The sequence below is a fragment of the Oerskovia merdavium genome (assembly GCF_014836755.1).
In the GTDB taxonomy this organism is placed as follows: domain Bacteria; phylum Actinomycetota; class Actinomycetes; order Actinomycetales; family Cellulomonadaceae; genus Oerskovia; species Oerskovia merdavium.
Genome location: NZ_JACSQF010000029.1, coordinates 20154 through 39406, shown reverse-complemented (window position 1 = coordinate 39406; position 19253 = coordinate 20154). Strand labels below are relative to the sequence as shown.

The window sequence follows — 19253 nt, the reverse complement described above, 5'->3', positions numbered from 1 at the left end:
CGACGATCAGCACCGCGAACCAGATGTTCCACGAGTACTCGGTCGGGCACCTCAGGGACAGCTGGAACCTGACTGTCGCGCGCAAGACCGGGAACGCGGCCAACCCGGCACACGTCCAGATGCGCGTGACGTACACCCTCTACCCTGGTGTCGGACAGATCAACAAGGGCGTCCGGATCTTCGCCGACGGCCTGAAGTACTGGCAGCAGAGCTACTAGGGAGTGGTCATCATGCTCGGCCCTTGGTATGACGTCGTCTGGATGATCGCCGCCACTGGGGTGCTCGTCCTCACGGGCTTCGCCCTGCGAGCCTGGTGGAAGAAGAAGTTCTCCTCCTCGCTCGTCGGCATCTTCTGGTTCCTCGTCATTCTCTTGGTACCGGTCGTGGGTCCACTGCTGTTCCTCGCGCTGAACGGCTCTACCCGAGCACGTCCGGTCGCCGTCGAATAGGGCGATCCAGAGCGCACCCTCACCCCCGTTCCCACGCGCCACGAGCGCCCAGGAATGCAACGACCCCGCCACCTGTCACGCAGATAGGGGCGGGGTCGTTGGTCGTGTGGTGGGCTACGCGGCAGCCTTGGTCTCCCCGCGGTCCTCGACGTGGCGCAGGACCCGGGCCTTGTTGCCGTTGGCCATGGTCTCGACCTCGACCCACACCACGACGTCGTGACCGACGAGCGTGCGGATCTGCTTGGCCATCGCCAGGCCGATCGGGTTGTCGGTGCGCTCGGTACGGACCGTCTCGGTGCCGTCGTCCGAACGCTCGGTGCCGGTGTGCAGGGTGACGAGCCCTCGCTTGGACGACTCCTCCTTGACGATCGAGACGACCGAGGCCGTGAAGATCTTGGTGTTCTCCCCCGCGACCTGCTCGACGGCCTTGACGACGGGGTGGCGGTCGTTACCGATGACGGCGGCGAACTTCGCGGCCAGCGCGGCCTGGCGCGCCTCCCACTGAGGTCCGGTCTCGTCCTCACGCTGGGGGCCAGCTGCGGTCAGTGCGGCAATGACCACCTGGGTACGGGTGGCGTTCTCGATTCCTGCCATGGCGGTTCTCCTTCGGGTGGTGATGGGTTGGCGGCGGAGGAAGTTGCGCTCCCCCCGCCGCCAGGACTCTTGGCCTGCCGGTGACGGGGAGAGAGTCGTGGGTCAGGCGATGCGCCGGACGGTGGCGGGCGTCGCGACGGGCGTGGTCTTCTCGGCGAGGACCATGACGTCGTCGGCACTGGGGCCGTTGTTGAACAGGTTCAGCGCGACGGTCGCGATGGACACGCAGCGGCGGGTCGCGACGGTCGACCACTGGTTCCAGTCGTCGCTGCTCGCGCCGAACGGGATGGGGACGGTCGCGATCACGGTGCGCAGCGCGCCGCGCATGCGGGTGTTCGCGCCGGACTGCCAGTCGCGGTCGCCGTCGGTAACGGTGGACTGGGCCTCGGAGATGACGCGGGCGAACAGGGAGGCCAGCGCGCCGACCGTGGCGGGACTGACCGGCTGCCCAGCGTCGTGCAGGGCCTCGACCGCGAGCTCGGTGGTACCGAAGACCGCGGTGGCCGCGTAGGAGTTCAGGGACAGGTGACCGTCGACGACGGACCCCTCCCAAGGCTTGGCCTCGCGCCAGGGCTGGGTGGACATGGTCTCTCCTTCGTCGTGATCGTCATCGGGCTGTGCGGTGCGACCTGCGTCGCTCTCACCCATGTCGTGGGTCGGGTCGGGGGCAATGTCCCCGGCGCCGGGGCTGGTGGGGGCGAAGGCCGCAGCGGCTGCGATGACCTCCGGTGCGACGGCGAAGTCCTGAGGGTCCGGGGGAACCTCGTCGTACAGGTCGGCCGGCGGCTCGTCGTAGGGGTCCGGGGCGTACTCCGGTGCGCTCGTCGAGCCGTACCCGCCACCGGTAGCACCGGTCGCGATGCTCGTGCTCGTCATGGGGCGCAGGGTCGGGATGCCGAGGTCGACCTCGGTGGGGGCGTTGCCGACCCGGTCCACCTTGCCTTCGGCGCGAGCCACGGGGCAGGCGTTGACCAGCGGGCACCACCCGCACAGGGGCGAGGTGCGGGTCGGGAACGAGGCCTGGTCGACGTAGGTGCGCAGGTCCGTCCACGCCTGGGAGAACTTCGCCAGCGTCGGCTTCATGTACTTCGGGCCCAGCGGCACGCGCACCGCCTGGCGGTGGGTGACGTACAGGACCTTGGCCTCCAACGGCAGGACGCCGTCCTTGATGCGCACGGCCTCGGCGTAGATCCGCAGCTGGTCGCCGTGGTCGTCGCGACCGTACGCACCGGCCTTCTTGGCCTTGCCGAACTTGTAGTCCACGACGCGGGAGCCGACCTTGTTACGGGCCTCGATCTCCTCCTGGCGGTCGATGAACCCCATGGCGGGCACGCCTGCGACCTCGACGCCGTCGAACTTGCGCTCGGTGTAGAGGGTCTGGACCTCGGCGGGGTCCTCCATCTCGAAGATGCCGCCGTAGCGGTGGGACACCTCCTCGCACCAGCGGTGATAGGTCACCGGGTCGGACATGACCTCGGGGTAGATCTCGGTCAGCTCACGGGCCAGGCCGAGCATGATCGAGGTGGCCGTGCGCCGGTCGCGGCGCTTGGGGCCGAGCTGGTAGAGGCGTTCCAGGATCGTGTGCGCGGCAGTGCCGAGCGACGACGGGGAGAACAGGTCCACGCCTTCGGGCATCGACTTGTCCGCGACGAACCGTGCCGGGCATCCGGCCATGGCCTGCGACGTCGAGACGGACAGGTACGGGCGGTCGACACGAGCCATCACGTCGTCGGACGTGATGTTCAGTCGGTTGCCGTCCCAGGCCAGCCCGGTCGCGGCGGGGCGAGGAGGTCGGAGCATCTGGTGGTCCTTGGGCGTGGGGATCGGTTCGTCTGACGCCCCGGGACGTGGGTCGCTCGTCAAGGAAGGTCCCGGTTCGCCTGTCATACCCGTACCTATGCGCCCCGCCGGGGCCCGGCTCAGGTCTGGGAGTCGAGCAGTTCCCGCAGCTCGGAGACCATCGGGACCTCGTAGCCGGCCGCGTCTGAACGCTCGGGGTAGGCCATGGCCTGGCCTCGGTAGGCAGGGTCGGTGACCCGTGCGGTGGCCGAGGGGTGGCGGGGCGTGACGCCGGGGGTCAGGGCTCGCTCGTCGTCGCAGGCCATCAGCCAGCGCTGGGCGGAGCGGAAGACGTCCGTCTCGGCTTCGCTGATCTGGGCCTCGCCGTCGGCCATGCTCAGGCGTCCCCGGCGTTCGATCGCGGCCTTCAGCTGGCCGCGCGAGTGGGCGACCAGGTCGGCGGCTCCCTCACGGTTCGGCGTGGCGGTGCGCCACGCTTCGCGCCAGGTGCAGTACGACTCGACGCGCTCGCGCCGGGTCTGACGGTCGTCGGTGATGCTCAGGACCGGCAGGAGGCGTTCGATGTCGTCGGACTCCAGGGCGTACGTCATGCCAGCCGGCACGCCCACCGCTGCGGCTTCCTCGACGTACTGGGCCTTGACCGGGTCGATGTCAGCGGTCAGGGCGCTGAGCCCGCCGGCCACCTCGTCGACGGGCTTGGTCGCGAACCTGCCCGTGGTCTCGCGCGGGTGCAGGGCTTCGTCGTGGGTGCTCATGCCTGTTCGTTGACGGGGCCGGTGGGTACCGGCCCCGCCGTGGCTCACATGTGGAGCAGGTTCGCCGTCTCGACCTTCATGCAGTCGGGGCACTCCTCATCGCGCGGGGAATCCTTCATCTCCCCGCATTCTGGGCAGGTTCTGGCATCCACGCACGAGCCGCACATACCGTCGTAGCCCTCGTTGTCGTTCAGCTCGTGCCCGCACTCCTGACACAGTTCGGACCGGTCGCCGTCGTCGTGCGTGCTCGCGGCCGGGAAGTCGGGGGCCGCAGTGATGAGGTCAGCGACCCGGCTCGCCGCCGCGGAGTCCTCGGGTGACGGAGGTCCGTGCCACGGCCTGGACCATCCGAGGTCGGCGGCGGGCAGAACCGTCACGTCGTCCCCGTCGTAGTCCTCGACGTCCTCACCGAAGGCGTCCGCGGCCTCACCCCAGTCGTCGAGCCACTTGTCGCTGTCGTGGATGCCCGCAGCGTCGATGACGCGCCCGTCGGGCGCCTGCACCCCGGCGTGGACCCACCCGAGCCCACCGCCCGGCCCGTCGCAGACCAGCACGACCGGCCACCCGGTGCGCGAGTGGAGCTCGTTGGCCAGGACGTCGCACCCCGAGAGCGTGAACGCCTCGACGTCCGCATCGGTGACCCCAGGCCAGGTCGAGTCCTCCTCGCCACCCGCGGTGGGCAGGGCACTGGTGCCACCGGGCGGGTCCGAGACGGCTCGGACGTCCTGAGCGGAGCTCAGTGCGTTTCGATCAGCAGAAGAGGCCCCAAGCGCCGAGAGCCCTCCGGCCACCTCGTCTACTGACTTGGATGCGAACTTCCCGTCGGTGGCGCGGACGTGCTGGTGCTCGTCGAACATGGTGTCGTGGGCCATGGCTCAGTCCTGGTCGGGAAGCCGGGGACCGACGAAGCCGGTCGCGTCACCCACGCGCGCGCCCTCGGGGAGCGTGACGTCGGCGTCGTCGACGTGGGCGATGAGCTCGTCGTTGCGGCGCCACTGGCGGAACCCGAAGTCCTGCCGGTTGTCGACGGCGGGGCCGTCCTCGCGGTGCAGCTCGCCGTGTCGCGACCACCAGGTGTTGCCGTGCCTGTCGGTGCTGGCGGGCCCGCCCTCGCGGTGCAGCTTCCCGTCGAGGTACCAGGCCTCTCCCCCGCCGGTGCGCTCGATCGCGGGGCCGTTCTCGCGGTGCAGCTCGCCCGCCTTGTGCCACTCCCTCGCGCCCGCCCGCACGCCGCTGACGAACACCCGCGAGGGGACGTCGTCGACGCTGTCCAGGCGCCCCTGGGCGTCGCTGGTCTCGGTCCGGTCGGAGTAGGTGCGGGTCGTGCGGCCGTTCGGGTGGCGCGTCTCGACGCAGGAGGCGGTGCGGACCTGGCTGGCGGGACCCACACCGTTCGGGGCGAGGTCGCTCATGTCGACCGGGGCCGGGCGGCTGCCGATGTCGACGGCGGGGGCTGCGGCCGGCGAGATCAGGGCGCCCATCCCGGCAGCGGCCTCATCCACCGGCTTGGTCGCGAACTTCCCGTCGGTGGCGCGGCGGAACTGCGACTCGTCGAACGTGGTCGTGGTGCTCATGCTCATGCCTCCTGGGCGGTGGTGGTGCGGGCCTCGGGGCCGACGAAGCCGGTCGCGTTGCCGGGCGAGGTCCCCTGGGGGTGGCGGCGGGTCGGGGGCCAGTCCACGATCTCGATCTCGTGGTTCGCGCGCGTCCAGGAGCCGCCCTCCAGTCGCAGGACGGGCAGGTGGCCGGTGAACGGGTTGGGGGCTTCGATGGTCGCGACGTACGGGCCACCGGAGATGTCGTTGACCATGGCCTGGTAGCCGACGAGGTCCGCGGCACGCACGTCGTCGGTGCGCAGGTCCACGGTGCGCACGGGGGTCGGCGGGGGCACGTCCTTGCCGTCGACGACCCAGCTTCGCGAGCCGTCCGGGGTGGAGAGCGCCGGTCCGTCGATACGGTGCCCGCTGCCGTCCTTCATCCAGCGGTACCCGCCGTTGGGGTACTCGATCGCGGGGCCGTTCTCGCGGTGCAGCTCGCCGTGGCGTCGCCACTCGCGGGTGCCGTCGGACCACTCGACGGCGGGCAGGTCATCGACCGAGTGGTCCTTGCCGTCGTCGTCCAGGTAGGAGGTGCGGGTCATGCCGTCGATGTCCTGGACCCGGACCTCGCGCGTGTCGGGGCCCGTGGTGGCGCTGAGTGCGTCGAGCCCGCCGGAGGCCTCCGCTACGGGCTTGGCCGCGAACTTCCCGTCGGTGGCCCGCGGGTGCTCGCTGTCGTCGAACGTCTGGGTGCTCATACCCGCTCGTTGACGGGCCTACGCGACAGCGGTCATGCCTGCGTCAGTGCGAGGGCCCGCGGGAGATCTTCACGGCCACCGCGACGGTGATCGTGGCGACCACGAGCCAGGGCACCAGGACCGCGCCGGTGAGCATCAGGTCGGGCCGCAGGCACACCATCACGAGCAGGGCGAGCGCGCCGGCGAAGCAGATCAGCATCAGCTTCTGCATCGGAGGTCTCCTGTCTTGAGGTCGGTCAGGTGCCCTGTGCGTGGGTCACCGGCCGAGCAAGATCCCCGGGCCGTGCTCGCATAGGTGCGTGCATGACCCGTGCCCATGCGAGCCGACGTGCCTGCGGGCCCACCGACGAGGTGGGCTGAGGTGTTCAAGTTCTACGGCGCCAAGCGCCGCCTGGCCCCGGGCTACCCACCCGACAACGGGTCCCCCGTCGCGCTCTCCCGACACAACAACAGCGCCCCCACACCCCGAAGGGTGCGAGGGCGCCGTGGAGGGCCGTCAGAGGGAGGCCGGACTAGTCAGCGAACCAGGATGAAGATGATGAGGAGAATCGCTGCAATGCCAGACGACCAGGCCATCAGTTTCTGATGCACCGTCAGAAAAACCGGTATCCACGCGGCAAGCACGAAGGAGATCACGGTCGGGTGCACTCGAAAGATGAACAATGCCCCAAGGAGGACTATCCAGACGAGCGGAAGAAGAAGTGGATTCAACTTCCGGCGCGTAGTGGGCTCTGCACTCTTCACGGCAGACTCCATCACAGGTACATACCAGAATCGCCACCATGCGTGCCGTTCCAGTTCGCGTGCATGCGAACCCAAATGAAGTTGCCGCGGCTGGTGATGGAGTCATTCCACTTAGCAGTTCGTTCCGTGTATGTGCGGCCATTCGCATTCGAGTTTGCAAACTCGTAGCCGTCGACGGAAGCGGTGATGGAGTTGTACGAGTACCCCCCGAGCTGGCCGAGCTTGCTCGTGTACGGCGTGACCTGCGTGCTTTCGTGCCAGGTCCGGCACCCGTCGTACGAGAAGTTCTTCTGGACTCTGAGGCTGAACAGAACGCCGCCGCCGATGTGCTCACGCTTCACCCAGACGTTTCCAGCCTTGCGGGTGCCGCATGCAGCCATGGTTGTCGCGCCTGAAGGAGAATCCAAGCGGGCGAGTGCAGAAGCAGGCATTGTTCCGCCCTGAGTTTCTTTCACCTCAGTGACGACGAAGTCGCGACGATCTTCGTCCTCATAGATGCTCTCGAGAACTCCTGCATCGTAGTCCGCGAACTGCTCAGCCTTTTCGATCCAGGCGTCCTTTGCCGAGTCACTCGGCCCTTCGGCAAACGCCGGACTGCCCACAGCTAGCAACGCTACGGACAGAACGCCTGCCACTACCAACTTGATTGGTCTCACAGTGCCCCTGCTCTTATCTTCGTTGAAGGTGCAGTGAGTCTATGGTGCGGATCTGGGTTCGGCAAGGGGAAGGCCACAAGAGCGCAATGCGGTCCCCTGAGTCGGCCGGCTCAGGGGAGGTGTTGAGGTTGGCGGTCGCGCATGACGCAGCTCTTCGATCCCTGCTTGTCGGTGCTAGCGGTACGCAAACAGTCAAGTGGGCGGAGGGTGGCCAGGCCGTCAGACCGGTCAGGAGCTCTTGAGAATCTGCGAGATGCGGCCTGCCGTGAGCCCGGTTGCGACCACGCGCTCGACGGCGCGACTCTGGCAGCGGCTGCTGCTCGCAGGGTCTCGCTACGGTCGCGCACGGCGGTCTCCTAGGCGCTGGCGCGGTCCGCCGCTTGGCTCGCGCATGTCACGGCCGAGAGGGCGTCGGCGCCGTCGGGCGCGCCGATGTGGTCGGCGCGGTAGCGGGTCGGCGGCTGCGGCCTGGTCGCTCTGGAACCCTTCGAGCTTGCACCCCGGAACAGGTCGTGGTCGTCGTCCCAGCACTCGCGGTTGCCGCCCCCGTTGCGGGTGTGGACCCGCCACGCCAGCGCGGCGTCCGGGTCGTCCCATCGGGCGTCGCCGGCCTGTACCTCGACGCCGTCCCACTCCGCGTCGCGCCAGTCCAAGCCGTCCTCGTCCGGGGCCAGCCACACCAGGCGCGGCTCCCCGCGCAGGCGCCCGTAGTCCTCGATCCCCAGGTGGGCCTCGACGACGTCGGTCACCGAGTCAGGCAACGGCGCGCCCGCCTGCTCGCGCAGCCGTGCCCAGTGCTCGGCCAGCGAGACCCCGTCGGCGCCCAGCGGCACGTCCTGGAGTTCGAGCCCGTACGGGGTCAGCAGCTCGGCGACCTCGGCCTGCGCCTGGTCGTCAGCACCGAGCGCGCTCAGCCCTCCGGCCGCTTCGTCGACCGGTTTGTCCGTGAACTTCCCGTCACGCATCCGCGGCTGCGCCGTTGAGGCGTTCAGTGCGCCGTGCTCCGCGCGGTGCCCTGAGCTGGCGCGTGGGTGCTGGTGCTCGAATCCGGGCATCGGTCGATGGTCCTTCGCGTCGTGAGTCAGGTGCGAGTCAGTAGGAGTCGAGGTCGAGCAGGGGGTGCTCGCCCGTGAAGTCAGTGCGCGCGTGCACGAAGTGGGCGACCTCGGCGATGCTCGGGCAGTTGTTGGTCAGGCGCGGGGGCAGGAACTCCCCGAGGTGCTTCTCCAGCTTGTGGATGTCCTGGTCCGACATGGGCTCGGACCAGCTGTAGCCGCCGTCGTAGTCCGAGCGCTCCCCGGTGCGCGGCTCGATGCGCTGGTACCCGGAGATCTCGGCCTCGTCGAACAGGGAGTCGAGGTACGCCTGCCCCTTGGGGCCGATGTTGCGCTGGTGCAGGACCCCGCACAGGCCGTACCGCACGGGGGCGTCCTCGTTGACCGGGTGGTACGAGTCGTCCATGCCGTCGAACTGCTTGTTGCAGTAGGCGCCTGTCATGGCGGTCACCGGCGTGGCCCGGGGGCCGTCGTTCCAGTCGACGTGCACCCAGCCGTACCCGGTGCCGCGGCTCATCTTCACCGAGAACGGGTGGTCGAACTTCGCGCGCAGGTCGTGGCGCATGGCCGCGGCGGACTCCTTGACCCCGACCTGGGTCTGGGTCCCGCCAGCGGTCGGGGCTCCTTGCGTGCTCACCGAGAGGGCGTCCATGCCGGCGAAGGCCTCGTCGACGGTCTTGGCGGTCCACTTCCCCGACCGGGACCGGGGGTGGGCGGACTCGTTGAAGGTGGGGGTGCTCATCGCGCACCCGCTGTGGAGCCCGGACCGTAGGCGGCGAGGTCGTCCAGCTCGGCGCTGGGGTCGAAGCGAGCGTCGTAGAACGTCTCGCCCTCGTACTCGTCCCAGGCGGCGTCCATCTGTGCCTGGACGTCGGGGGTCGTGGACTCGGCGAGCGTCGGTGCGCTCAGTGCGTCGAACCCGCCTGCGGCGTCCTGGACTGGCTTCGTGGCGAACTGCCCGGAGGTTGCCCGCGGGTGCGCCTGCTCGTCGAACCGTGTCGTTCCCATGCCCTGTTGTTGACGGGCATGCGAACGAGCGGTCACGCGGTACGCCGACGTCAGCGCCCTGCGTGTTGTTGCCAGCCTCCCCCGCTACGACGACGGCCCCCTTCGGGACCTGCGATTATGCTGAAACCGGGCCTAGCGGACCTCGCCAGGCGTCTTCGCTGAGCGGCTCACGGCTACCACGACGAACAGGCCGGCGACCGTCAAGATAGGCCCCAGGACCGCCGCCGCGACCTCTGCTGGCATCAGGTGGCCGACTGTCTGGTTTTCGTCGGCACTGACCCCTTCGGTGTAGCCCGTGTACACGCCAGCGAGGAACAAGAGCGCCCCGCCAACGATCGCGATCCAGCACAACGCTAGGACGGGCCGTCTGAGGTTAGATGTCACGCTGAACTCCCCTGCACGATTCGACATTGACGGGGCCACGCTAGCGCCACACCGATCTCGACAAACACGGGAACGAGCGGTCACGCGCGTCGTGCGGTGTCCGCGGCTCGCATGTCGCGGGCGGTGGACTCGGCGACGTCGAGGTAGCGGTGCAGGACCGCCTGGCCCCGCTCGGCGTCGTTGGGGTCGATCGCCCCCAGGGCGGCGTTCACCCTGTTGGTGCGCTGGCGGGCGCTGATGCTGCCGAGCTGGTCGTCGGAGTAGGTGGCGAACAGCTCGCGGCGCTCACCATGGAACCGGCGCACCGTGACCGCTCGCCCGACCAGCGGCAGGGACGAGCGGGTCAGGCCCCACTCGTCGTCGACCTCCACGCTGTTGGGCAGGTGCTTGGTCGCACCGAACTCCTCGCCGACGGTCTGGGTGGCGAGGCGCTGGGCGACGGCGCTGATGGCGTTCTCGCGGGCGCTACGGATCGTCGCACCCAGGTCGTCCTGGCCCCCGTCTCCCCCGGCTGGCCGGGCACCCTGCACGCTCGTGTCCACGACCTGGCACCCGCCGCGTGCGGACCGCACCGCGTACGTGACGTCGTTCTCGACGAGCCGGGCCAGCACGCAGTGCTCGTCGCGGTCCACCTTCAGCTGCACGGGCCCGAGCCCGGTCGAGTGCTCCAGCCACTGCACGAGGGCGCCGGTCCCGGGGCCGGTGGTGCCCGAGACCTCGACCACGGTCAGCGGCAGGTCGGCCGGTCGCGCGGCAGGCAGCAGGGCGCCGAACCCGCCGTCGGCCTCGTCGACGTCCTTGGTCGCGAACCTCCCGTCGCCGGCGCGCGGGTGAGCCTGCTCGTCGTAGCTCACGACTTGCTCCCCGCCACCATCCCGAGCGCGGACTCGTCGCGCCCGACCTCGGCCGCACGGGAGACCAGGTCGTCGAAGTCGACGCCGGAGCGCTGCGCCCAGTGGTAGAGGTCGGTCACCATGTCGCGGGCGGCGGTCTCGTCGCTCAGGTCCATGTCGTCGTGCATCACCCGGTAGTCGTTGATGACGGACTGACCTCGGTCCGCGGTCGCGAGCCCTCCCTGCCTGCCCTTGAGCGCCGCGTCCAGGTCGAAGCGGTAGGAGTACCCCTCGCGCCGCGTGCCGCTGGTCGTGATGTAGTCCGGCTCGCTCCCGTGGTCGGGCTCGGACAGACCTGCCCCCGCGACCGCGTCTTCGACGGTGTACCGCGGGTTCTCGTTCACGTCGTACAGGGTGTTCCCCTGGCTGTCGTGGACGCTGGCGAGGTGCAGCGTGTAGCACTCGGGCTGGTCGCAGTTCTCGTCGAGGGTCAGGTAGGCGGCTTCGGGGACGTCCGCACGCACCTGGGCTGCCAGGTCGCGGGCGACGATCCCCTCGCGCCGCCGGTCGGCACGCGAGATCAGGTGCCCGAGCTCGCCCACCCGGTCGCTCTCGGAGCGCCACGACTCGGGGGCCAGGGCCGTGAGCCCGCCGGAGGCTTCGGTCACCTCCTTGATCGCGAACTTCCCGTCGGTGGCCCGGGGGTGCTGGCTGTCGTCGTACGTGGTCATGAGGTCTGGCCCTTCTCGTCGGAATCGCTCGCGGGGTGCATGTCGTCGTAGGCCTCGATGGCCCACAGGATGTTCGCGTTCCCGACCTCGCGCGCCGCCTCGACGGCGTCCTCGCGGGTGGCTTCGCGGAAGCCGAGCTGGGGGTGGTCCATGTACCAGGTCTCCCCGCCGCGGGCGTTGCGTCCCACGACGGTCTTGCCGTGCACCATCCAGGTCTCGGCGCCGTCCTCGTGCTCGACGGCGGGGCCGTTGGTGCGGTGCAGGGTTCCGTCCTTGGTGACCCACTCGGTGAAGCCGTAGACGCTCTGACGCGGCGCGGAGAACTGGCGACGGGTCAGGGCGTCTACGCCCGAGGGCGTCGAGGCGCCGAGCGCGCTCAGGCCACCCGAGGCCTCGTCGACCGGCTTGGTGGTGAACTTCCCGTCGTTCGCCCGGGGGTGCTCTGCGCTCGTGAACGTGTCCATACCCAGGTGTTGACGGGCAGGGGCCTGGTCCTGCGCCTGCCCGTCAGGCCCAGCTCAGCCTCGGGTCAGGGCCACCACGCGCACGGCGCCGTTGGTGCCCACGAAGCAGGTCTGGACGAGGATCTGGCCGTTGAGGCCGAAGGCGAGGTCCTTGTCGTCGCCCGCGTGCAGGTTGCGCGAGTCGGTCACGACCCACGCCTGACCGTCGATCTGCACCCGGTCGCCCATGGAGAGCTTGAGGATGGGGCTGCCGCCGCAGTGGCGGTGGATCGGGTAGTACGGCTTGCCCTCGATGTCCTCGAACCACCGGGTCAGGCCACCAGCGCACCTGTCCAGAACCGACTGGTCGCCGGAGTTGGACACCGACGTCTTCCACGCGAAGGACTGGCCTGCGGACGCGGCGGGGGCCGGGGCGTTCGTGGTCGCGGGGGCCTTCTTCGGGGTCGTGGCCGTCTTCGCGCGCTGGGCTTCGGCCGCTCGCACGCGCTCAGCCTCCGCGGCCTCGGCGGCGATCCGGTCCTGCTCGGCCTGCCAGGTGGCCTGCGAGCCGGTTACGGCCTGCGCGACGAGGGTCAGGTCGTCCAGCGCGAGGGCGACGTCCTCGATCAGGACGCCGCGGTCGATCTGGTCGCTGCGCTCCTGGACGACGGGGATGGCCGCAGCCAGGGCGTCACGGGTCGCGGCGTCAGCGTTCGGGCTGCTGTCGAGGGCGGTCTGCGCGGCGGTGATCGCCTGGTTCGCGCGGGCCAGGATGTCCTGGACGCGCTGGTCGTGGATCCAGCGGGAGGCCTGCGCCTGGGCGGCGACCTGCTGCTCGGCGATCCACGCCTGCTCGGCGGCAGAGACCTGCGCCCACTGGGCCGCTCGCGCGGTGGCGGCGGCGTGCTCAGCCCGGACGTCGGCGGTCCCGGCCACCAACCACGCGCTGGACACGGCAAGGGACAGTCCCGCGCGCTATCAGCATCTCCCGCGACGCACTCCACCGACACCTAGCGGTCCTCGAATCTGGCGCGCAACTGCTGCGGACTGCCGAACCGTCAAAGCACTAGCAGGCCAGGCAGTAAATCAAGCCCAGTAGTTTGGCGCCTCAACAACCATTTCAAGGTCGTGCGGATGCGACTCCCTAAGTCCAGCAGGTGTCATCCGGATAAACCGCCCACGAGCCTTGAGTTCTGGAATTCCCTGGGCGCCCACATAGAACATTGACTGACGCAACCCACCGACAAGTTGATGGAGCACACTATCGACCGAGCCCCGATAGGGAACTCGCCCCTCAACTCCCTCCGGTATGAGCTTATCATTTGACGCGACGTCTGCCTGGAAGTAACGATCTTTCGAATAGGACGTGCGCTGGCCGCGCGTCTGAATCGCCCCCAAGGAGCCCATTCCACGATAGTTCTTAAACTGCCGATCTCCGACAAACACAAGCCCCCCGGGGCTTTCGTCCGTTCCCGCCAATAGAGAACCGAGCATGACGCTGCTAGCGCCCGCGACGAGCGCCTTCGCGATGTCGCCGGAGTATTGCAAACCTCCATCGGCGATGGTCGGAACACCTGCGCTGCGCGCAACAAGGGAAGCCTCATGGACGGCCGTAATCTGCGGGACACCAACTCCGGCGACCACCCGGGTCGTACAGATTGACCCCGGACCAACACCGACCTTGATTGCATCAACTCCGGCCTCAATCAGAGCCTTCGCCGCGGATTGAGTGGCAGCCTGCCCGCCAATTACATCCACATCTGCAAATGCCCGATCACTCTTGATGCGGCGGACCATATCGAGAACGCCTCTACTCTCTCCGTTCGCGGTATCCACGACAAGGAGGTCAACCCCCGCCTCGACCAGAGTCCCCGCCCGGGCCAATCCGTCACCGAAGAAGCCTACTGCGGCGCCCACTCGTAGACGACCATGGTCATCCGTGGAGGCATGCGGGTGATTCACGTCAGAGCGCTTTACCCGCTCAACCATCGCAGCCTGGTCGGCGATCGAGAGATTGCGGTGCAGAACCCCGAGCCCCCCCTGACGCGCCATGGCGATAGCCATCGGATCTTCGGTAACCGAGTCCATCGCTGCAGAAATAAGGGGAACGCCGAGAGAGATTCGTTTAGTTAGCTGAGTCCTCGTGTCCGCTTCGCTCGGGATGACATCCGTGTACCCAGGAAGCAACATGACATCATCGTACGTTAGCCCAATTGGGCCGAATGGGTCGAGGGAACCATTATCCTCATCACTGTGGAGCATTGAACTCTTTCTATCTCGGCGCTTTGGAGCATCTCCAGCAAGGAGCCTAGCAACATTATTGAACACGCAACAGACATACAGTTTCGACGCTCAAAGCGCTGCGGACGTGTTGAGGTTGTCCAGCAGGGTCGTCAGCTTTGCTTATCGGCCTGTCGCCTGGGTCTGCTATCTGGCGATCTGGAAGCCATCACACGCAGCAAGAGTTGATGCAGTTGCTGCCGCTCGTCAATCGTCAGAGGATGCAAGATATCGTCCTCAACGATCGCCAGACGCTCATAGGTACTATCGAGCACAGCGATACCCCTGTCGGTTAGTTCAACAATGTGCTGGCGACGGTCGGTCGAACTTCGGCGGCGAACCGTCAGCCCCTCCTCTTCCAGCTCGTTCAGAAGCCCAACAACATTGCTCGCATCAAGCCCGAACACTCCCCTGATGTCCTTCTGCGCCATCCATCCTCGGTCGTTGAGCAGCGTCAGGATTAGAAGTTGCCGGTGAGTAATGTCTCCAGGTTGCGCGGTCGCATCAAGGGCCCGCCACCCTGCGCGGGCTAGGTGACTCACAAGGGGAAGAGTGTGTCCTGGGTGCGGTGGCTCGGACAGGTTCATGCACATAGTGAAGCACAGATAGTTGGTGGAGCGCCAACTATCTGTGCTCGTTCATGCCCCCCACTCGGCCGACACCGCTTGGGCCGGAGAGTATTGGCATCACCTGCTAGCGATCCTGCATACCCAGGTGCGGTGGAGATCACGACGATCCCGAGCGCGAACGGCGCGACGAAGAACACGCGCCACGAGGACTGCCAGGACGCCACCGTCGGCTGCCCCGCCGAGGACGAGCGACCCTCGCCGCACGAACGCGACCGACAGGCCGAGGAACACCGCGTGCGCGACGGCGTCGCCGATGAACGCCATCTCGCGCAGCGCGACGTGAGATCGTGGCACACGCCACCCGCGCGCACCGACCGTCGCCTCAGCCGACGCGGTCGACGATCGAGGCGGTGTCCTCGTCCATGCCGTACAGGTGCACCGAGACCGACTCGCGCTTGCCGGTCGCGTAGTCCACGGTCCGCGACCCGTCAGGGTCCGAGGCCCACTCGGCGCCCGAGGCGGAGAACCGGGCCCCGGTGCGCTCGATCAGGGACACGACCTCGTCCTGGTCGTCGGGGAAGTCGAGCTCGATCACGACGTCCGTGTCGAGCATGGACAGGTGCTCGCCCGACTCGCACTCGTCGGCCAGCGCGGCGTCGTCCCCGTGGTCGCCCGGGCTGCACGGGGTGAAGGATTCGCGGACGGTGGCCAGGGCGGGGATGCCCAGGTCGGCCAGCGCGGCGAGCTCGCTGCCGTCGTGCGCGGCCTCGGCGTGCATGTAGACGAGGTTGCGCGCGGTCATGTCGCGGGCGGCAGGGCTGAGCCGGCCGTCGGCGATGGCACGCTCGATCGCGTCGGTACGCGCTTCGGCGAGCGGTCCGGCGGGCTCGGGGGCGAGGTTGAGCGCGCTCAGTCCACCAGGAGCCTCGCTCACGTCCTTGGTCGCGAACTTGCCGTCGGTGGCGCGCGGGTGGGCCTGGTCGTCGAACGTCTGGGTGCTCATGCCTGTTCGTTGACGGGCGCCGGAGCGGGCGGTCAGCGACCGTTGCTGCTGGCGGGGGTGTCGTTGAGCAGGGCTGTGAGGTCGATCCCGCGCGCGGACGCCCACTGGTTCAGGTCGCCGAGCATCTCGCGCGCCACCTCCTGTTCGTCCTTGTCGAGGTCGGTGTGCTCGGTCCGGTACCCGTCGACCATGGCTTCGGCCCGGGCGGTGGCAGCGACGCCGGCGTCCACGGGCTCGGGGGCTGCCAGGGCCGCGTCGAGGTCGACCATGAAGATGCCGCGGCGACGGTCGGCGTCGACGGCCGATGCGCTGGCCTCCACCAGGTGCGGCTCGACGCCGCAGAGCAGGTCGGACACCTCTTCGTCCTGGCTGAGCTCGACGCTGTAGTCGGTCAGCGACAGGCGGTCGGCGTCTGCGAGGTCCGCGACCCACAGGACGTCGTCGGCGCTGTCGGAGACTTCGAGCTGGACGAACTTCGCCTCGGGGTGGTCCATGCGCACGGCGGCGGCGACACCGCGCAGGCGTAGCGCCGTCAGCGTCATGGTGTCCCCGGGCCCGCCGGGCGATTCGAGTCGCGCCTGGACCCGGCGCGAGCACGAGCCGAGGATCTCGGTGAGGTCGTCGGCCGGGGCGGGGGCCAGCGCCACCATCCCGCCGGCTGCCTCGGCCACGTCCTTGGTCGCAACCTTGCCGTCTGTGGCGCGCGGGTGGGCCCGGTCGTCGAACGTCTGGGTGCTCATGCCTGTTCGTTGACGGGCGCAGCCTCAGGCGGCGGGGCCACGTGGGCGACCTGGGTGATGAGCTCGGCCAGGTGGTGGGCCGGGGGTGAGATCGGGTCGAGGATCTTCCAGCCGCGTCCTCCCCCGGCAGGCCATGCGCTGGCGCCGGTGACGGTCAGGTCGACGATGAAGGTGCCCCAACCGCACTGGACCTGGGAGCGCAGGCCGTCGTGTTCCAGGTGGGCCACGAACGTGACGGCGACCGGTGCAGGCAGGTGGCTGGCCGCTTCGACGAGCGCCTCGAAGCGCGGGTCGGTGGACCGGGAAGTCACCTTGACCTCCCCCGGCCCGGCGTCGGGGTCCCAGGAGGACAGCCCCCTGCTCTTGGCTCGTGTCGCGCTCATGCCCGGTACCTATGCGCAGGTGCCTGGGTCACCCTGGCACCTGCGCACGGTTCGGCGGGTCAGGACGTGGGGCCGACGCATGCCCCGACGGCGCCCGGGTAGCCGACGGAGTCGAACCGGTCGGCGGTGGACAGTGCGGCGGCGGCGTGGGCGGGCTCGCCGTGCACCGCGCCCCAGAACGCGTCCGGGTCAGTCAGGTAGACGTTGTCCCACATGGCCTGCTCGCGGCGGTGCGCGGCGGCGGTGACGTCCAGGTCGGCGTGCACGACGTCGGTCATCGCGGCGGCGAGGTCGGCGTCGCTGGCCCCCTGCTCGCGCGACTCCTCCAGGCGTCCCCAGGCTCGGTCGTACCCCTGGCGGGCGAGGTGATGGACGTCGATCGCGGAGCGCAGGATGCGCGAGCTCTTGTCGATGGTCAGCGGCTCGTCGTCGGTCGTCGCGCGGAAGTCGAGGTGCTCGTAGCAGGCCTGGCGGGCGATGGCCGGGTGCTGGGAGGCCGGTGCGAGGGCGGTGCGCTCGGCGATCTCGTCGCTCACGGCGGCAGCCTCGGCGTCGTCCAGGCGTGCCATGATCCCGGACCCGATGCCGTGGCTGCGCAGCACGAACCGTGCCGGTGCGATCGAGGCCGGGCCCAAGGTGGCCATGCCGCCGGGGGCTTCGGCCACCGGTCGAACGTCCTGAGCTCCGCTCGGTGCGTCTCGCCCAGTAGAAGAGGCCCCAAGGGCCGAGAATCCTCCAGCCACCTCGTCTACTGGCTTGGTCGCGAACTTGCCCGTGGTCTCGCGCGGGTGCAGGGACTCGTCGTGGGTGCTCATGCCCGTTCGTTGACGGGACCGGTGGGGTCCGGTCAACGAACGGGCTCGGGTCAGCGGGCTCGGGTCAGCGGGCTCGGGTCAGCGGGTGAAGGTCGCTGCGGCGTAGAGCATCCCCGCGGAGGTCGCGACGGACACGTCCACCCGGGTCAGGTTCGGGGCCAGGATCTGCGCGGCCGAGGCCGGGTCCCTGGTCCACTGCCCCACCAGGGCGTCGACGCTGCGCGCGCACCCGGCCAAGGACTGACCGGGCGCGACCCACAGCCCACCGGCGGTGGCCATGTCCGTGGCGGACCCGGCGGTGGCCGCGGTGTGCCCGACCTGGACGGCGGGCAGCCCGGCCCCACGGCGTGCGGTGTTGATCGCCTCGGCGATGGTGCCGTTGCCGAAGTCGACGACCTCACCGCTGGGGTTCTTCAGGCAGACCGTGGGCGGGTTGGCGATGTTCTGGGCGCGCTGGTCCGCGACGGCCTGGTCGCTCGCCGCCTGCTTCGCCTTGACCTGCTCGGCGTCGTGGTTGGCCTGCCACGCGACCTGGGAGGCGGTGACCTGCTCGACGGACGTGGCGAGCTCGGCACGTGCCTCGGCGAGGTCAGCGACCGTGACCCCTTCGCCGAGATCCGCCAAGATCTCGACCTTGCGCAGCGCCGTCTTGGCCTGGGCCAGGACCTGCGCGTCGGCGTTGGGCGCATCAGCGATGGCGGAGGTGGCGGCGGCGATCTCGTCGAACGTGACCCCGCGCATCTGCTCCAGCGTCGCGCCAGGGTCCGCGGTCTCCGGGGTCTCGGGCGCGCCGGCCTCGGGCGGGGCCAAGGGTGGTGCCTCGACGATCGGTGCGGTGCTCGGGGTGGCCGCGGCGCTCGGGCGGGGCCCGGGCTCGTCCTTCGCGTCGGAGCCCGGGCCGAACGTCAGCCACGCCAGGACCAGGGCCGTGATCGCCACCACGCCCACCCCGACCCCGAGCAGGATCAGCGGGACGCGCGATCGGGGCGGCTTGGTGGCCTGCTGCTCGGCGTCCGCCCCGGCCTCGGCCAGGACGTCGTGCATGTACGCGTCGTGGTGGCGTTCACTGCTCATGTCGGGTCGGTCCCATCGTCTGGTCAGGACGCGCTGGCGATGGCCACGAGCGCGTCGAACATGGTTGGCGCCGTGCTCGCGAGTGCGGAGCCGGTGCGGATCGGGGTCGTGGAGCTGGCGAGCTCCAGGTCGGCGGACATCACCGCGGGCACCGCCGGGAGGGTGTCCACCGCAGCAGCAGCAGCGTCGGCCGCGGCTCGGGCTTCCTTCAGCTCGGCCCGGGTCGGGCCCTCGCGGTAGGTGCGCGAGCGCACGATCCGCCCGTCCTCCAGGGAGCACCCGCCCCACACGCCCGCCGGCTCCCGGCGTCGCAGCGCCTCGGTCAGGCACGCGTCGCGCACGGGGCACGGCACACACAGCGCCTTGGCCTCACGCTCGGTCTGGGCGTCCATCGGGAACCACATGGCCGGGGCGGACTCCTGACACGGCAGGCGGAACACGTCCGGGTTGGAAGAGCTGCGCTGGACGTCGCGGACGGCTTCGAGGAAGGCGTCCTGGTCCATGCTGCGCCGAGCCATCTTCGGTGTCCTTCCGCCTCGCGTGCTCGCCCCACGGTGGGGTGCTGGTACCTATGCGGAGGTTCTCCCCGTAGGTCGTGCCGACCGGCCCGCCGACCGGTCGCTCACGCGGGCCGGTCGGCG

General features: G+C 69.3%; 27 protein-coding genes. 2 read left to right on the top strand and 25 right to left on the bottom strand.

Annotated features, from left to right (window positions below):
• Positions 1-218, top strand: a 218-nt coding sequence (locus H9641_RS19155; protein WP_191806005.1) for a hypothetical protein, incomplete at its 5' end; no start/stop codon positions are given.
• Between the two features lie 42 nt (positions 219-260).
• Entirely contained in the window at positions 261-449 is a 189-nt protein-coding gene (locus H9641_RS19150) for a hypothetical protein (protein ID WP_191806003.1), read from the top strand.
• A 114-nt stretch (positions 450-563) separates the two neighbouring features.
• On the opposite strand, the gene H9641_RS19145 is transcribed toward H9641_RS19150, so the two are convergent.
• The 25 genes from H9641_RS19145 to H9641_RS20855 all read right to left on the bottom strand — a co-directional run bounded on the left by H9641_RS19145 (position 564) and on the right by H9641_RS20855 (position 19130).
• Complete coding sequence (locus tag H9641_RS19145; RefSeq protein ID WP_068624019.1) at positions 564-1043, bottom strand: hypothetical protein; 480 nt, start codon at positions 1041-1043, stop codon at positions 564-566.
• 102 nt (positions 1044-1145) lie between these two features.
• Positions 1146-2843, bottom strand: coding sequence for a RecB family exonuclease (locus H9641_RS19140; RefSeq protein ID WP_191806002.1), 1698 nt, complete (start codon positions 2841-2843; stop codon positions 1146-1148).
• Positions 2844-2962: 119 nt separating this feature from the next.
• On the bottom strand, positions 2963-3598 hold the full coding sequence (locus tag H9641_RS19135; RefSeq protein ID WP_191806000.1) for a hypothetical protein: 636 nt from the start codon (positions 3596-3598) through the stop codon (positions 2963-2965).
• A gap of 44 nt (positions 3599-3642) precedes the next feature.
• Positions 3643-4470, bottom strand: a complete 828-nt coding sequence (locus tag H9641_RS19130) for a zinc ribbon domain-containing protein (RefSeq protein ID WP_191805999.1) — start codon at positions 4468-4470, stop codon at positions 3643-3645.
• 3 nt (positions 4471-4473) lie between these two features.
• Positions 4474-5172, bottom strand: a complete 699-nt coding sequence (locus H9641_RS19125) for a hypothetical protein (RefSeq protein ID WP_191805998.1) — start codon at positions 5170-5172, stop codon at positions 4474-4476.
• 2 nt (positions 5173-5174) lie between these two features.
• On the bottom strand, positions 5175-5894 hold the full coding sequence (locus tag H9641_RS19120; protein WP_191805997.1) for a hypothetical protein: 720 nt from the start codon (positions 5892-5894) through the stop codon (positions 5175-5177).
• Between the two features lie 43 nt (positions 5895-5937).
• The gene (locus H9641_RS19115) at positions 5938-6105 is read right to left on the bottom strand and encodes a hypothetical protein (protein WP_191805996.1); all 168 of its coding nucleotides are present in this window, start codon (positions 6103-6105) and stop codon (positions 5938-5940) included.
• 305 nt (positions 6106-6410) lie between these two features.
• Positions 6411-6638 carry a hypothetical protein gene (locus tag H9641_RS19110; protein ID WP_191805995.1) on the bottom strand — a complete coding sequence of 76 codons (228 nt, stop codon included), beginning with the start codon at positions 6636-6638 and terminating at the stop codon, positions 6411-6413.
• 11 nt (positions 6639-6649) lie between these two features.
• On the bottom strand, positions 6650-7273 hold the full coding sequence (locus H9641_RS19105) for a hypothetical protein (protein WP_191805994.1): 624 nt from the start codon (positions 7271-7273) through the stop codon (positions 6650-6652).
• Between the two features lie 377 nt (positions 7274-7650).
• Entirely contained in the window at positions 7651-8259 is a 609-nt protein-coding gene (locus tag H9641_RS19100) for a hypothetical protein (protein WP_191805993.1), read from the bottom strand.
• 127 nt (positions 8260-8386) lie between these two features.
• Positions 8387-9091, bottom strand: a complete 705-nt coding sequence (locus H9641_RS19095; protein ID WP_191805991.1) for an LPD29 domain-containing protein — start codon at positions 9089-9091, stop codon at positions 8387-8389.
• Entirely contained in the window at positions 9088-9357 is a 270-nt protein-coding gene (locus tag H9641_RS19090) for a hypothetical protein (RefSeq protein ID WP_068624040.1), read from the bottom strand. The genes H9641_RS19095 and H9641_RS19090 overlap by 4 nt, the downstream gene beginning before the upstream one ends.
• Positions 9358-9821: 464 nt before the next feature.
• Positions 9822-10595, bottom strand: coding sequence for a hypothetical protein (locus H9641_RS19085; RefSeq protein ID WP_191805989.1), 774 nt, complete (start codon positions 10593-10595; stop codon positions 9822-9824).
• Positions 10592-11305, bottom strand: coding sequence for a hypothetical protein (locus H9641_RS19080; RefSeq protein ID WP_191805988.1), 714 nt, complete (start codon positions 11303-11305; stop codon positions 10592-10594). The genes H9641_RS19085 and H9641_RS19080 overlap by 4 nt, the downstream gene beginning before the upstream one ends.
• Positions 11302-11769 carry a hypothetical protein gene (locus H9641_RS19075; protein ID WP_191805987.1) on the bottom strand — a complete coding sequence of 156 codons (468 nt, stop codon included), beginning with the start codon at positions 11767-11769 and terminating at the stop codon, positions 11302-11304. Before H9641_RS19075 ends, H9641_RS19080 begins: the two co-directional genes overlap by 4 nt.
• Positions 11770-11823: 54 nt before the next feature.
• Positions 11824-12702, bottom strand: a complete 879-nt coding sequence (locus H9641_RS19070; protein ID WP_191805986.1) for a hypothetical protein — start codon at positions 12700-12702, stop codon at positions 11824-11826.
• A 132-nt stretch (positions 12703-12834) separates the two neighbouring features.
• Complete coding sequence (gene guaB, locus H9641_RS19065; RefSeq protein WP_191805985.1) at positions 12835-14010, bottom strand: IMP dehydrogenase; 1176 nt, start codon at positions 14008-14010, stop codon at positions 12835-12837.
• A 131-nt stretch (positions 14011-14141) separates the two neighbouring features.
• Positions 14142-14615 carry a MarR family winged helix-turn-helix transcriptional regulator gene (locus H9641_RS19060; RefSeq protein ID WP_191805984.1) on the bottom strand — a complete coding sequence of 158 codons (474 nt, stop codon included), beginning with the start codon at positions 14613-14615 and terminating at the stop codon, positions 14142-14144.
• 99 nt (positions 14616-14714) lie between these two features.
• Positions 14715-14921, bottom strand: coding sequence for a metal ABC transporter permease (locus tag H9641_RS20395; protein WP_404821972.1), 207 nt, complete (start codon positions 14919-14921; stop codon positions 14715-14717).
• A 58-nt stretch (positions 14922-14979) separates the two neighbouring features.
• Positions 14980-15600: a hypothetical protein gene (locus tag H9641_RS19050; RefSeq protein ID WP_191805983.1), complete on the bottom strand. Its 621-nt coding sequence runs from the start codon at positions 15598-15600 to the stop codon at positions 14980-14982.
• A gap of 32 nt (positions 15601-15632) precedes the next feature.
• Positions 15633-16340: a hypothetical protein gene (locus H9641_RS19045; RefSeq protein ID WP_191805982.1), complete on the bottom strand. Its 708-nt coding sequence runs from the start codon at positions 16338-16340 to the stop codon at positions 15633-15635.
• Entirely contained in the window at positions 16337-16723 is a 387-nt protein-coding gene (locus H9641_RS19040; RefSeq protein ID WP_191805981.1) for a hypothetical protein, read from the bottom strand. Before H9641_RS19040 ends, H9641_RS19045 begins: the two co-directional genes overlap by 4 nt.
• Positions 16724-16782: 59 nt before the next feature.
• Positions 16783-17388, bottom strand: a complete 606-nt coding sequence (locus H9641_RS19035) for a hypothetical protein (protein WP_191805980.1) — start codon at positions 17386-17388, stop codon at positions 16783-16785.
• Positions 17389-17616: 228 nt separating this feature from the next.
• A complete protein-coding gene (locus H9641_RS19030; protein ID WP_191805979.1) occupies positions 17617-18612 on the bottom strand; it encodes a CAP domain-containing protein in 996 nt (331 codons plus the stop codon).
• A gap of 23 nt (positions 18613-18635) precedes the next feature.
• Positions 18636-19130 carry a WhiB family transcriptional regulator gene (locus tag H9641_RS20855; RefSeq protein WP_318244694.1) on the bottom strand — a complete coding sequence of 165 codons (495 nt, stop codon included), beginning with the start codon at positions 19128-19130 and terminating at the stop codon, positions 18636-18638.
• Positions 19131-19253 lie beyond the last annotated feature (123 nt).

Excerpts from the sequence above, each read along its gene's own strand:
- H9641_RS19150 (WP_191806003.1), top strand. The coding sequence starts at position 261 with ATGATCGCCGCCACTGGGGTGCTCGTCCTCACGGGCTTCGCCCTGCGA.
- H9641_RS19145 (WP_068624019.1), bottom strand. The coding sequence starts at position 1,043 with ATGGCAGGAATCGAGAACGCCACCCGTACCCAGGTGGTCATTGCCGCA.
- H9641_RS19140 (WP_191806002.1), bottom strand. The coding sequence starts at position 2,843 with ATGCTCCGACCTCCTCGCCCCGCCGCGACCGGGCTGGCCTGGGACGGC.
- H9641_RS19135 (WP_191806000.1), bottom strand. The coding sequence starts at position 3,598 with ATGAGCACCCACGACGAAGCCCTGCACCCGCGCGAGACCACGGGCAGG.
- H9641_RS19130 (WP_191805999.1), bottom strand. The coding sequence starts at position 4,470 with ATGGCCCACGACACCATGTTCGACGAGCACCAGCACGTCCGCGCCACC.
- H9641_RS19125 (WP_191805998.1), bottom strand. The coding sequence starts at position 5,172 with ATGAGCACCACGACCACGTTCGACGAGTCGCAGTTCCGCCGCGCCACC.
- H9641_RS19120 (WP_191805997.1), bottom strand. The coding sequence starts at position 5,894 with ATGAGCACCCAGACGTTCGACGACAGCGAGCACCCGCGGGCCACCGAC.
- H9641_RS19115 (WP_191805996.1), bottom strand. The coding sequence starts at position 6,105 with ATGCAGAAGCTGATGCTGATCTGCTTCGCCGGCGCGCTCGCCCTGCTC.
- H9641_RS19100 (WP_191805993.1), bottom strand. The coding sequence starts at position 8,259 with ATGCGTGACGGGAAGTTCACGGACAAACCGGTCGACGAAGCGGCCGGA.
- H9641_RS19095 (WP_191805991.1), bottom strand. The coding sequence starts at position 9,091 with ATGAGCACCCCCACCTTCAACGAGTCCGCCCACCCCCGGTCCCGGTCG.
- H9641_RS19090 (WP_068624040.1), bottom strand. The coding sequence starts at position 9,357 with ATGGGAACGACACGGTTCGACGAGCAGGCGCACCCGCGGGCAACCTCC.
- H9641_RS19080 (WP_191805988.1), bottom strand. The coding sequence starts at position 11,305 with ATGACCACGTACGACGACAGCCAGCACCCCCGGGCCACCGACGGGAAG.
- H9641_RS19075 (WP_191805987.1), bottom strand. The coding sequence starts at position 11,769 with ATGGACACGTTCACGAGCGCAGAGCACCCCCGGGCGAACGACGGGAAG.
- guaB (WP_191805985.1), bottom strand. The coding sequence starts at position 14,010 with ATGCTCCACAGTGATGAGGATAATGGTTCCCTCGACCCATTCGGCCCA.
- H9641_RS19060 (WP_191805984.1), bottom strand. The coding sequence starts at position 14,615 with ATGAACCTGTCCGAGCCACCGCACCCAGGACACACTCTTCCCCTTGTG.
- H9641_RS20395 (WP_404821972.1), bottom strand. The coding sequence starts at position 14,921 with ATGGCGTTCATCGGCGACGCCGTCGCGCACGCGGTGTTCCTCGGCCTG.
- H9641_RS19050 (WP_191805983.1), bottom strand. The coding sequence starts at position 15,600 with ATGAGCACCCAGACGTTCGACGACCAGGCCCACCCGCGCGCCACCGAC.
- H9641_RS19045 (WP_191805982.1), bottom strand. The coding sequence starts at position 16,340 with ATGAGCACCCAGACGTTCGACGACCGGGCCCACCCGCGCGCCACAGAC.
- H9641_RS19040 (WP_191805981.1), bottom strand. The coding sequence starts at position 16,723 with ATGAGCGCGACACGAGCCAAGAGCAGGGGGCTGTCCTCCTGGGACCCC.
- H9641_RS19030 (WP_191805979.1), bottom strand. The coding sequence starts at position 18,612 with ATGAGCAGTGAACGCCACCACGACGCGTACATGCACGACGTCCTGGCC.
- H9641_RS20855 (WP_318244694.1), bottom strand. The coding sequence starts at position 19,130 with ATGGCTCGGCGCAGCATGGACCAGGACGCCTTCCTCGAAGCCGTCCGC.